Raw genomic sequence first — 12,520 nt, 5'->3', positions numbered from 1 at the left:
GTAGTTTTGGGATATACCCATAAGGTTGTATGGTTAGATGATAAAAAATCTCGCTGACAATATTTTTTAAGTGAATCAAAAATAAATCCACAACATTTGCGCACTTATTAATAATCCTCTATGATCGTTAAATCTCTCTATAGGAAAGGCTTATGTCGTTTGCTCAAGTCTATACCCGCTCGGTCGTCGGGCTGCACGCACCTGAAGTCATCATTGAAGTACATTTGTCGCAAGGACTGCCAGCATTGACCATTGTTGGTTTGCCTGAAGCGGCGGTACGTGAGAGCAAGGATAGAGTTCGCTCAGCGATACTCAATTCTGGATTTCAGTTTCCTAATAGACGTTTGACAATTAATTTAGCACCCGCCGATTTACCAAAGGATGGTGCTCGCCTTGATTTACCGATTGCTATCGGTATTTTGGCAGCCAGTGATCAGTTGGATCCAACGGTATTGTCAGGGTTTGAGTTTATTGGGGAGTTGGCGCTCAACGGTGAGCTGCGGCAAGTAAGCGGGAGCTTGGCGGTTGCAAGAGCGATGAAAGCCGAGGTATTGGCGACGCAACTGTTAAAAGGTGATGAGAAGATGTCGTCAATGCGGCAACTCATTGTCCCAACCATCAATGGGGCAGAGGCTAGCCGTGTCGATGGTATCACTGTATTAGCAGCGCCAAACTTAAAGGCCGTATGTAATCATTTGCAGTCGCTCACCGATAGCAGTTTTTTGGATGAACGGTTAACCGAAGTAGAGCCGAGTCAAATCCAGCAGCATATAGGCTATCAAGTAGATTTGGCAGACGTAAAAGGACAGCATCATGCACGCCGAGCCTTAGAGATTGCCGCAGCAGGTGGTCACTCATTATTATTCACAGGGCCGCCCGGTTCAGGCAAAACATTAATGGCTTCGCGATTGCCGACCATCTTGCCGGACTTAAGTGCTGAGGATGCGTTAGAGGTTGCCAGCACGTATTCCGTTGCTGATAGCGATTATGATTATGGCACACGGCCTTTTAGACAAGTTCATCACACCATATCAGCGGTGGCATTGGTCGGTGGGGGTTCACGCCCTAAACCGGGTGAGATTACGCTGGCCAATAAAGGCGTTTTATTCCTTGATGAGTTGCCAGAATTTGATCGGACAGTATTGGAGGTATTGCGCCAACCCTTAGAAGCCAAACAAATTACCATTAGCCGTGCCAACTCTCAAATGACGTTTCCGGCTAACTTTCAATTGGTCGCTGCGATGAACCCGTGCCCGTGTGGCTATGATGGTGATGGCTCAGGGCGATGTCGCTGCCGACCTGAGCAGATTAAACGCTATCAAGATAAGCTATCAGGTCCGCTACTTGATCGTATTGATTTGCATATCACCGTACCAGCATTATCAATTGCGGATCTGCAAAACGCTCAGGCGGGAGAAACCTCTGAGCAAGTACGTACTCGAGTATCGGCAGCACATAATCGTCAATTAATACGACAGAATAAGGTCAATAATGAGCTTAGTCCTAGTGAGATTGATAAATATATTCAGCTAGGGGCGGGCGAGCAGCAGCTATTACAACTTGCTCAGCAGCGCCTTAATTTATCTGCTCGAGGCTATCATCGGGTACTACGCGTTGCACGAACAATTGCTGATTTGGCGGACAGCACAGATATCACAAGCGCCCATGTATCTGAAGCGCTCAGTTATCGTAGTAAATGATAGCTTTGGGTTCTAATTATCGGCAGACGAAAACTTTAATAGATAGTCAACCAAATCTGCAAAACGATCAAACGCCTCAGTCGGGTTTAAATCGCGGATATCTTGCCCATAGTTATAACCGTAGGACAGACCAAGCGTATCTATATTGGCATTCTGACCCGCCAATATATCGTTTCTAGAATCGCCAATCATAACCGCTTGTTCTGGATTAACACTCAGCGCCTCACACACATGTAATAGTGGCGCGGGGTCTGGTTTTTTGCTAGGCAAGCTATCACCGCCAAGCACTTCGCTAAAGATGTCTTGCCAGCCAAAGGATTGCAGTATTTTTGGCACAAAACGAATTGGCTTGTTGGTGACCAATGCCAGCGTATAGCCCGCTGCTTTGAGCTTTTTTAGTCCGCTATCCACGTTTGGATAGGCGACGGTTTTGCTGCCACTGATATTTTTATAAGCATTAAAAAATATTTGCTCAGCATGGTCGACGCTTTCTTTAGTTAATTCTCCCTCTAACACCTCTATCTTACCAACCAAGGCACGCTCAACAAGCATTCTTGAGCCATTACCAACCCAGTTACGGATGCTGGCGAGAGGATAGGGCGTTTTACCAAGGGTAGTTAGCATTGCATTGGTTGCATCCGCCAAATCTGGCACGCTATCAATCAATGTGCCATCAAAATCAAAAATTAAAAGTTGCTTGTCCATGATGTCTATCCGTTAAAAGTGCGGTATGTTTTGTTAAGACTTGTTTGATGGTGGTTACCATAGCATAAGCAAGCAGTAAGTTTTAATGTTGCGAGCTTATTTGATGTCTTGATAGTGCTCACGGTGTCGAGCTTTCAGCGCTAAATACTCTTTATTTTCACGGCATAAATCCCATTTTTCTTTAAAAATGCGTGCAGACTCTGCTTTGATAGGATCTTCGATTTGCCGAGGCAGCTCTTCACGTCCATGGGCGCCGCTTTGACCTTTTTTATCATCAGGGACCGCCCCTTTATATTTTTTACCGCCTTTATGATTGGCATAGCGACGGGCACGGGTAAAACCCATTTGGATAAATTTTCGAGCCATATCAGCGCCGACAAAGTCATCAGATGCCAGATAATCTAAAAACATCTGATAAATGATATCGCTACTCTCACGCGCAATCTCAGGCGTCGCAAAGCGCCAATGTGGCAGTATCTCAGACTTGTAAGGCTCTACCAGTAGCACCCCTTGCTCCCCTCTACCGACACGGTATAGCTCGGGCTGCGCGCGCAAATCTAAATTTTTATAATCCAAGTCATAATCAAATTCTCTCATTATCTTACCTATCGGCTAGCCCTAGATAGCCTTAGTATAAAGAGCTGACATGACCTAAATGTAGCATAAATATGTTATAGATCAGTGAAAGCAGAGTGTAAGAGCCGTCAGCTAACTTGCAGCCATAAAAAAACCCTCAAATATCGCTATTTGAGGGTTTTTAGAATTTTTTCAACAAATGGTGGCTCGAGGCAGGTTCGAACTGCCGACACACGGATTTTCAATCCGTTGCTCTACCGACTGAGCTATCGAGCCGTCTTCGTTGAGGACGCTATTAAACTAAATATACGCCCTGCTGTCAAGTTGTTTTTTCATTATATAAGACAAAAGCGCATAAATAATCGGATATTGATGAAATCAAAGGTTTGAAAGCCTCAGTTAATCTTTAACGCGCAGTAACTCATACTCGCTCATAATGCGATGGATATCGGCATCAACCGGCACAAATGCACGCACGCCTTTTTTGACCTCGGCATCATAAACCAGTTTAATAAACTTAGCATCAATCGCACGACCGCGATTTTGCAGATGTACGGTGAGATACTGCAAGCGTTTGGCATCGGTCTGCCCATCATCAAAACAGCCAACTGCGGCAATAGGCTTGTCATTAAACATCCCAACATACAGCGTTTGACCACGTTTAAACCCTTGCTCTATGATAGCCAATACCTCAGCGCCATTAGGTTGGCTATCATCGGTGTCATAGAGGGCTTGCAAGCGCTCGGCTAATTCGTTGTCACGAGCAGGTTTTCTGATGAGTGGCGCATCCAAGCTATTGATGGCGATGGCTTCTAAAGGCATGTTCAATTCCTATAAGTTGATGCAGCAAGGCATAATAGAATCAGCAAGGTCACGATTGATAAAACTAAATTCACTATTTTAGCAGAATGACATAAATTTGTGCGTGGTTTACGGCTTGGTCGTGGCGGTAAATGTTAGGGTTTGCTATGATGAGGGTAGACAATGGCGCTTATGCCAAAAATTCAATATTCTAGATTGATAGAGAGTCACTATGACAGCCAATGCCTCTGAGCAAAACCTTTCACCGAATCCAAATCTATATGGTCGTCCTGTACGTACGGCGACTGTGGAACGCAACACGGCTGAAACGCAAATCACTTGTACCGTAAACCTTGATGGTACTGGGCAAGGGGTTGTGGATACAGGCGTACCATTTTTGGATCATATGATCGATCAAATCAAGCGTCACGGTTTGTTTGACCTAGACATCAAATGTACCGGCGATACCTTTATTGACGATCACCATAGTGTCGAAGATACAGGCATTACGCTTGGACAGGCGTTTAATAAAGCGCTTGGTGATAAAAAAGGTATCCGTCGCTATGGGCATTTTTATGCGCCACTTGATGAAGCTTTAACTCGTGCAGTAGTTGATTTATCGGGTCGTCCAGGCTTGCACATGGACATTCCGTTTACGCGCTCACATGTTGGGACATTTGATGTTGATTTGTTTAGCGAGTTCTTTTATGGCTTTGTCAATCATTCATGGATGACCGTGCATTTGGACAATCTAAAAGGCAAAAACAGCCATCATCAAATCGAGTCAACCTTCAAGGCCTTTGCTCGTGCCCTGCGTATGGCGTGTGAGTATGATGAGCGTGCGCTTAACACCTTGCCATCGACCAAAGAGGCTTTCTAAAGTGACCAAAATTGCACTATTAGATTATGGTATGGGTAATTTGCACTCAGCCAGTAAAGCATTGTCCGCGGTCGGTGCAGAGGTCTCTATCACCAATGACCCAAAAGTCGTCGCAGCAGCAGATAAGATTTTCTTTCCAGGCGTCGGTGCTATGCGTGATTGTATCGCTGGCATGCAGGAGGCAGGTATTGACGAGGTCATACGTCAGGCGATATTTAATAAGCCCGTTATGGCTATCTGTGTGGGTATGCAGGCGTTGTTTGAGCAGTCCGCTGAGAATAGTGGTACAAAATGTTTGGGCATCTTAGATGGCAGTGTAGAAGCGTTTGACCCGACATGGAAAGATGAGCAAGGGGCGACCATCAAAGTGCCGCATATGGGCTGGAATACCATCAGTGGCATGGATTTTGAGCATCCATTGTGGAGTGGTATCGAAGATAAGGCGCACTTTTACTTTGTACACAGCTATTACTGCGAGCCTAGCGAGGGCGCGCAAGTGGCTGCTGTTTGTGATTATGGTCAGCCGTTTTGTGCCAGCATCTTGCAAGACAATTTATTTGCCACTCAGTTCCATCCAGAAAAAAGCCACACCGCAGGCTTGCAGCTATTAAAGAATTTTGTAGACTGGGATATTTAAAGCGCATACATTAAAAATTTGATTGAGTGCTAAGGTAGGTTGGCAAATGCGCAATCTACCTTTTTTATTCTCAACTATTTTCATCTTCAGTTAACAGTTTTTAGTTATACTCTCAGGCATTCTCTACCTGCTTATACTTGGAATACTCTAGTGGATTTTACCGATTTTAAACTCAGTATTGTTGAAACAACTGACCTTGCCAAAGATGCTCTACATATCTATGTTGGTATCGGGGTCTATCTGCTTTGTCTGCTCGTGCTACGCCCTGTGATTAAAAGTCAGGGTATCAGATCATTCATAGCTTTAATCATCGTGACTGGCGTTGCGCTATTGGGTGAGTATCTGGATAATAGAGATACAATCGAAGCGCTAGGTCTGGCTGGTATAAGCCGTGAACAAATAGTCGCGAGCATCCGTGATTTGATTAATACCTGCTTACTGTCTTATGTGCTTTTTGCCTTAACCAAATGGACGACTATATTTCATCCAACCAATAAGCCTCAGTCAATGACTAAGCGACAGAAAAAAACGGACTATTAATGAGTCCGTTTTTTAGTTTTAGCGCCAAAGATGTTTACTTGGCGTCATCATATAACGCGCGTACCACCTCACCAATCACTTTGATACCATCCGTTAGCGTTTGCTCATCGGCGGCGATACTCATGCGAATACACTCGTGCGCGTGCTGATAGTCCGTAACATCGACACCCGGGAAAAAGTACTCACTCGGTACAATCAACGTGCCTTTTTCTTTAAGACGCTCGTACAGCTCAAGCGTGCTAATTGGCAAGTCTTTAAACCATAGCCATAAGAATATCGCACCTTCAGGCTTATGAATCATGAGCGGATAATCGCCCAAGGCTTCTTTTAGCAGCTTCACCGCGAGAGTCGCCTGTTTTTGATAGAACGGCTTGATATCATTATCAGATAACTGCTTGATACGATCGTTTGCCACCAATGGTGTGGCAATCGCGGCACCAAAACGTGTCGGCGCTAGATTCACCACCGCATTCATCGCGCTGACCGCTTCGATTACTTTAGCATCGGCAACGACGATACCCGTACGCATACCGGGTAGGCCGATTTTAGACAGACTAAAGCACAGAATGGTGTTGTCATCCCACGTCAGATGCGCGTCAGAGTAGATGATGTTAGGGAAGGGCATACCATAGGCGTTATCGATAATCAGCGGCACATCATAACGCTTGGCAATCTCGGCCAGATGCGCCATTTCGTCATCGGTCAGCACGTTGCCCGTCGGGTTGGTTGGGCGCGAGCAGCAAATCGCACCGATGCGACCCTCAACCAGCGCTGGCAAGTTCTCTAACGCGTCAAAGTCCACGCGATATTTAAAGAAGCCTTCCTCACCCTCATGCGTCACTTCATCGATATGCGGTAATACGGCTGCGAAATGCTGACCTTCGACGTGCACGTCGCTATAGCCGATATACTCAGGCGTCAATGGCAATAAAATAGATTTATCGACAAATTGGCTTTCTTTATCTTGACTGTTTTCATCCGTGAACGCACCGCCAAATAGATTAAACAGATAGAAAAAAGCATTCTGTGAGCCATTGGTCAGCGCGATGTTTTCTGCCGTCAGATTCCAATCGTAATGGCGATTAAAGAAGCCGACTAACGCATCAATAAAGGCGGCATCCCCTTGCGGATTAGAATAATTCGCCATGCTAATAATGGCGCTACTGTTGGCTTCACCTGTATCGTTATCAACGCCCAGCGACTTATAAGTCTCCAAAAACAACTCATTGACGGCTTCAATTTTGGCAGGGTTACCGCCGCCCAGCATGTTGACTGGCTGATCGCTCTTTAGCGCATCACCCAGATCGTCCATCAATTGTGAGATGCCAGTGGGCTGGGTAAATTTTTGACCGAACTTTGAGAATTTCATAAGGCTACCATGCTGTTTTGGAGGGTGTTATAAGTTGGTATTGAACCGATAAAGTTGGGCTAGTATAGCAAATGAGAAGTATAAAATAAGCAAAGTGCGGGGTAGATATTAACTTATATGTCTATACAGCTTATGAAGAAAAAAAACGCCTTCTACAGTAATAGAAGGCGTCTTAAATCTTTTAAATCTTGGTTTTATGAGCTTAGGGTTTTGTAGCTAATCCTGCTCTGCGCTTGTAAGCGCCATACTCTACCAAGCTATCGCTGCAATCAGGGCTAAAAACCCTTGTTACGGCAAAGTTCATTAAGATAATCAAAATTCTAACATGAGTTTGGGTAGCAGGTTGCGTTTCACGAGTTTATAGATCAAACAATCTATAAACCTAAACATATTATATTAAGCTCTTAGTGGTGTGCTGACCACACCCTACAAACCTATTATATTAAAAATGATACTGTACGTTACACTCGCTAATTGACCGCGCGCTTGCTTGATATGCTGTTGAGGAAATGAAATATGTACAATTTATATAAACTAAGTTAATATTGTTTAAAACTAGTTTTTTGGTTAATTTAGACCAAAAATAGCTACTAAAATAGTAAAAGAGGTGCCTTATGCTGATTGAATTCACTATCAAGAACTTTCGTTCTTTTAAAGATAGTACCACTTTTTCTATGATCAAGTCGCAAGGTAGCGAGATGGAAGTAAATAATACATTTTCACCTAAAGTACTTAAAACGCCTGATCTGCTAAGATCAGCTGTTATTTATGGTTCCAATTCATCTGGAAAATCGAATATAGTTAAAGCTTTGGGTTACTTAAGGTTTCTAGTTCTTAATTCTACAGAGTTCAAACCTAATCAAAAAATACCTACAGATGTCTTCATTTTTAATGATGAAAACTCTGATTTACCTACTGAAATTAATATTTCATTTGTAGCTAAGGCTTCATCGAAAGTTGAAACATCCCTACCTAATGGTGCCTCTGAAGATAAAAGGCTAATTCGTTATGACTATGGGGTTATATTCAATAAAGATTATGTCATAGAAGAGTGGTTACATTCTTATCCTAAAGGAAAAGTACAAGAATGGTTTTATCGTAAAAGGAACGAAAAGGTTGAGAGTAAATATGAATACTCATTTAGTAGTTTATTTAAAGGAAGTAAAACCAACTGGGAAAGTAATACACGTTCTAATGTTCTTTTCTTATCTAATGCTGTAAACCTTAATAGTGAACAATTGAAACCTGTATATGATTGGTTTGATAATGTAATACACGTAGGCACGGATACAAGAACATATTTTGGTGAAGGCTATACTAGGTCTGTATGTGATGATAATTCTTATAAACAAGGAATTTTAGGCTTTTTGAAGTCTGCTGATATAGGTATCGATGATTTTTCTGTTGAAAAGGAAGAAATAGATATAAATAAGCTTACTCTACCATCTGATATGCCAGACTCATTTAAAGAAAAAATTATTGAACAGATTTCTGGTCAAAATATAATTGATTTAAAGTCTGCTAGAAATGTTAAAGGTACGTTAAAGTATTTAGATTTTGATGAAGAATCTGAAGGTACAAAAAAGCTTTTTGCATTAGCTGGCCCAGTGATTGACACTCTTGAAGATGGAAGTATCTTAGTACTTGATGAGCTGCATAATCATTTACATCCTAAGTTGGTTGAGTTCATCATCAAAAGTTTCCATAACCCAAAAGTAAATAAAAATAATGCACAATTGATTTTCACTACCCATGATACTTACTTAATGAAAAAGAAGTTCTTTAGACGTGACCAAATCTGGTTCGTTGAGAAAGGTATGGATTATTCATCCCATGTCTATTCCTTATATGATTTCAATATAAGAAAAGATAGAGGGTCTGAGTACGAAAATCAATATCTTGAAGGTATTTTTGGTGCAACTCCCTTTATTAATGAGGATTACTTCTTTCAACTGGGAGAGAAGTGATGGCTAGAAAAAAATCAGAAAGACACTTAGGGCGCCAATCTAAGGGTCTTAAGCTTAGAGCTAAGGTGTTAATAGTATGCGAAGGACAAAAAACTGAAGAAGAATATTTTGGATATTTGAGGAAGAAATATCGTTTAAGTACAACGGAAATTATAATAAAGGAAGACGGAGGATCTTCTCCTAATAGCGTATTTAAAGATGCTTTAGAGTTATACAATAGGAGTCTTAAAAGAGATCAAGTTTCATATGATATAGTTTATTGTGTCTATGACCGTGACGAATTTAGTCAACATGCAGACGTGAAAAATAAAATAGAGCAACAAGCTAACTTTAATCTAATTTTTTCTGATCCTTGTTTTGAAGTTTGGTATTTATTTCATTATGATCCTTTAACTAAACCATTTATGAAGAAAGGGAGTAAAACTGCGAGTCAACAAGTCAAATCGCAAGCAAATACACTACTGAAAAGTATTGGTAGTAATTATCTTGAATATCTCTTCAATAAAACAGAAGAAGCTATTAAAAATGCCAAGAGTAATGCAAAACAAAACATTTCTAACCCCTACTCAAATGTGTATGAACTAGTTGAGAAGATGAAAGAAATAGGTGATATGAGTTCTTAATTATCTACGGTGATTGTAGTAGGTATGCAATTACCGTAGAGCTAACCATAACTATACTGATACTTAATAATGGTTCCAACATCCGCGTTGAGAGGTTTTTTGCAAAGCCAAAATTGAATACGCTTAAATCATCGCCCTGACTCTCGCCATAATCCCGCGTCCAATCACCAATCTCACATAAATCACGGCAATCGCAAGCAATAAGCCAATTAATGCCGCACCGCCAATAGCCAAGCTCATCCACGGCACACTAAATTGTAGATTAAACCACTGAGTGATCGCCGCCCACGCGCCCACATTTGCGATGATGACCGCAAACACAGCCGCACTGATACCCAGTACACTCAGCTCTAAGATATTGAGCATATATAAGTCGCGCTTTTGCATACCGAGCAGTCTAAACGACGCGCTTTCCTTCATGCGATCTTGTGAGGTCGATAGCAACGAGCTAATCAATACCATCACGCCAGTGAGTAGGGCGAGTAGGGTAAAGACATAGACCAAGCGGCTCATTTGTACCACCAGCCCTTGGATTTGCTGAGCGATAGCTGTACCATCAATGGTCGTAACGGCAGGAAACTCACGTACCAGTTTGCCCTGTATCTCTGGAATCTCATCGGCTGGCACATGCGCAGTGGCAAATTGAATCTGCGGAGCCGCCGCCAACACCGCTGGCTCAAATAAGAAGTAGAAAAAAGGGCTGGGGCCTTGCTCAAAACGCGAGCGAATACTGGTAATCTGCCCAACGATTTCGATACCTTGAATATCAAAGCGAACCTGATCGCCCATATCGACATTCAGTAGAGTGGCGGCTGTGTCCAAAATAGACAAAGGTACGACGTCTTGGTTTTGCTCACTTTGATTATCAATAGGCGCGTAAAGCTGATCGTCTTCTATGGCATCCACAATGAACTCAGTGTCCATCACCGTATCGGCATAGCTGAGATTAAAGACACGCGTGGGTTCATCAAAGCCATCCTCAGGCTCAATATCTTGTACTGGTACATCATTGGCAGTAATAACCCGTGAGCGAATCACAGGATAGTAGCTCACGGGCGCACCGATTAGGTTATTGATCTCGTCATGTTGATCGCTTTGGATGTCTAACAAAAATAAATTGGGTGCATCTTCAGGATACGCGTTGATGAACTGGGCATTGATACTGTGATTGAGCGTGGTAATTAACGTAAGTACAGCGACCGATAATGATAACGTCACAAAAAACAGCGCAGACTGATTGCCTTTGCGGGCAAGGTTATGAATAGCAATGCGCTGCATCCAGCCAATACCAGAGCGTTTGGCGAGCTTGGCAAGTAGCCACAACCAACCACGAGCCAATGCCCAAAATATCGCCACAAAGCCGATAAGTCCTATCAATAGCTGCGCGCCCAGTAGCCATGAGCCAACTTCATAAGCAAAAAACGCATACAGCCCTGCCAGCATTAGCCCATACCATAATAATGGTACGCGTCGATACCATTTCAGGTTTTGCGCAGGCGAGCTGACACCTTGATTGAGCAACGTAGCAGGCTTGGTAGTGTTAAGGGTACTTAAACCGCGTTGGGCGATCAGTAGTGTCAGTACTAAAGCGATCACGGTAGTTTTAATCGCACTGATAGGATTGATGGCGAGGCCAACGTCTGGCGGCAAGATAGCGATCAGATACGGCTGGCCGACTTTGAGTAAGCCAAAACTTAGGACGATTGCGGCGATACAAGCGATGACAGCCGTGGCGACCAGTAGTTGATAATAGCTACGTTTGAGTGACGCTAGAGGTTCACCCAACGCCAAGCGAATCGCATTGCTAGATTGCTGCTTGGTCACAAAAGCCGTGATGACTCCGTACATCGCGACCGCTGATAATAAAAGCACGGCAATGACAAGTAGCTTTAAAAACATCAATACATTGTCTGAGATGTTTGAGATAGAGGTATCTGCAGATTCTGCGTCAGACAGCTCAATGTCAGGATAATTGGTCAGTATTTGCGTCAGCGCGTCACGCTGCTGCGTCATTAATTCAGGCTCACCTGCCATCTCGATACGGTAGTTTATGCGGCTACGCTGCCCCAGTAAATTGGTGGCAGCCAAGGCATCTTGTTGCATTAACACACGGCCACCAAAGCCAAATGCGGTCAGTGGGCGATCAGGCTCGGTCGTCAGCACATCACTGATGGTAAACTGCCCATCACCAATGGTAATACGGTCACCAATGCTCGCGTTCAAGCTTTTAAGGACTTCTGGCGCGACCACCACATTGTCAGACGTGAGTTGTTGCCATAAGGGCAGCCCTGAGGACAGTTCTACTTTTCCGTATAGTGGGTAAGAAGGGGAGACGGCTTTGACACGGGCAAGTAAGGTTTGCTCATCAGTCACAACCATTGCGCTAAATTGGTAATCAAACACCTTTTGGGTATCAGCGATGGTGTCTACTTGCGCCAAAACCTCGCTTGGCCAGTCTTGCTGACTGTTTAATATCAAATCACCACCGACCAGCGCCCGCTGATTGTCATTGATATAGCGATCAACAGACTGCTGGATAGAGTCAAGGGTGAGGTAAGTGGCAAGCGATAACGTCAGCGTTAATAGAAACAATACGGGATATATCCAGCGTTGCCACCAGCTGCGGCTGAGTGCTTGTGCGCCCAAGTGACGCGCTAATATTTGGCTAATGATAGAATCAGAGCGACTGTCCATTGATTTATGATCTATTGGTTGGTTACTC

The 12,520-nt window shown here is 43.4% G+C and carries 11 protein-coding genes and 1 tRNA gene; 6 read left to right on the top strand and 6 right to left on the bottom strand.

Annotated elements, in window-relative coordinates; all coding sequences use genetic code 11:
* Positions 1–152: 152 nt before the first annotated feature.
* On the top strand, positions 153–1,700 hold the full coding sequence (locus AC0J5Y_RS12310) for a YifB family Mg chelatase-like AAA ATPase (RefSeq protein ID WP_475130938.1): 1,548 nt from the start codon (positions 153–155) through the stop codon (positions 1,698–1,700).
* A gap of 12 nt (positions 1,701–1,712) precedes the next feature.
* Here the strand turns inward: AC0J5Y_RS12310 and AC0J5Y_RS12305 are convergent, their stop codons facing one another.
* The 4 genes from AC0J5Y_RS12305 to AC0J5Y_RS12290 all read right to left on the bottom strand — a co-directional run bounded on the left by AC0J5Y_RS12305 (position 1,713) and on the right by AC0J5Y_RS12290 (position 3,803).
* A complete protein-coding gene (locus tag AC0J5Y_RS12305) occupies positions 1,713–2,405 on the bottom strand; it encodes a phosphoglycolate phosphatase (protein WP_475130937.1) in 693 nt (230 codons plus the stop codon).
* A 96-nt stretch (positions 2,406–2,501) separates the two neighbouring features.
* The gene (locus tag AC0J5Y_RS12300) at positions 2,502–3,002 is read right to left on the bottom strand and encodes a DUF4385 domain-containing protein (protein WP_475130935.1); all 501 of its coding nucleotides are present in this window, start codon (positions 3,000–3,002) and stop codon (positions 2,502–2,504) included.
* Between the two features lie 179 nt (positions 3,003–3,181).
* Positions 3,182–3,257, bottom strand: a tRNA-Phe gene (locus tag AC0J5Y_RS12295).
* Between the two features lie 123 nt (positions 3,258–3,380).
* Positions 3,381–3,803, bottom strand: coding sequence for a hypothetical protein (locus AC0J5Y_RS12290; RefSeq protein WP_475130934.1), 423 nt, complete (start codon positions 3,801–3,803; stop codon positions 3,381–3,383).
* A gap of 211 nt (positions 3,804–4,014) precedes the next feature.
* Between AC0J5Y_RS12290 and hisB the strand changes: the two genes are divergently transcribed.
* The 3 genes from hisB to AC0J5Y_RS12275 all read left to right on the top strand — a co-directional run bounded on the left by hisB (position 4,015) and on the right by AC0J5Y_RS12275 (position 5,839).
* On the top strand, positions 4,015–4,662 hold the full coding sequence (gene hisB, locus AC0J5Y_RS12285) for an imidazoleglycerol-phosphate dehydratase HisB (RefSeq protein WP_475130933.1): 648 nt from the start codon (positions 4,015–4,017) through the stop codon (positions 4,660–4,662).
* Entirely contained in the window at positions 4,616–5,299 is a 684-nt protein-coding gene (hisH, locus tag AC0J5Y_RS12280) for an imidazole glycerol phosphate synthase subunit HisH (RefSeq protein WP_475132168.1), read from the top strand. Before hisB ends, hisH begins: the two co-directional genes overlap by 47 nt.
* A gap of 150 nt (positions 5,300–5,449) precedes the next feature.
* Positions 5,450–5,839 (top strand): hypothetical protein, encoded by a 390-nt coding sequence (locus AC0J5Y_RS12275; protein ID WP_475130932.1) that lies wholly within the window; start codon positions 5,450–5,452, stop codon positions 5,837–5,839.
* A 34-nt stretch (positions 5,840–5,873) separates the two neighbouring features.
* On the opposite strand, the gene AC0J5Y_RS12270 is transcribed toward AC0J5Y_RS12275, so the two are convergent.
* Positions 5,874–7,208 carry a valine--pyruvate transaminase gene (locus AC0J5Y_RS12270; protein WP_475130930.1) on the bottom strand — a complete coding sequence of 445 codons (1,335 nt, stop codon included), beginning with the start codon at positions 7,206–7,208 and terminating at the stop codon, positions 5,874–5,876.
* A gap of 614 nt (positions 7,209–7,822) precedes the next feature.
* On the opposite strand from AC0J5Y_RS12270, the gene AC0J5Y_RS12265 reads away from it, so the two are divergent.
* Together AC0J5Y_RS12265 and AC0J5Y_RS12260 are read left to right on the top strand one after the other, a co-directional pair.
* Positions 7,823–9,175 carry an AAA family ATPase gene (locus AC0J5Y_RS12265; RefSeq protein ID WP_475130929.1) on the top strand — a complete coding sequence of 451 codons (1,353 nt, stop codon included), beginning with the start codon at positions 7,823–7,825 and terminating at the stop codon, positions 9,173–9,175.
* Positions 9,175–9,798 carry an RloB family protein gene (locus tag AC0J5Y_RS12260; RefSeq protein WP_475130928.1) on the top strand — a complete coding sequence of 208 codons (624 nt, stop codon included), beginning with the start codon at positions 9,175–9,177 and terminating at the stop codon, positions 9,796–9,798. The genes AC0J5Y_RS12265 and AC0J5Y_RS12260 overlap by 1 nt, the downstream gene beginning before the upstream one ends.
* Before the next feature lie 123 nt (positions 9,799–9,921).
* Here the strand turns inward: AC0J5Y_RS12260 and AC0J5Y_RS12255 are convergent, their stop codons facing one another.
* Positions 9,922–12,492, bottom strand: a complete 2,571-nt coding sequence (locus AC0J5Y_RS12255) for an ABC transporter permease (RefSeq protein WP_475132167.1) — start codon at positions 12,490–12,492, stop codon at positions 9,922–9,924.
* Between the last annotated feature and the right edge of the window lie 28 nt (positions 12,493–12,520).

The organism is Psychrobacter sp. TS_SC_6 (genome assembly GCF_056156305.1).
Note: the sequence above shows the minus strand (reverse complement) of the source record. Positions and strands in the feature narration are given on the sequence as shown.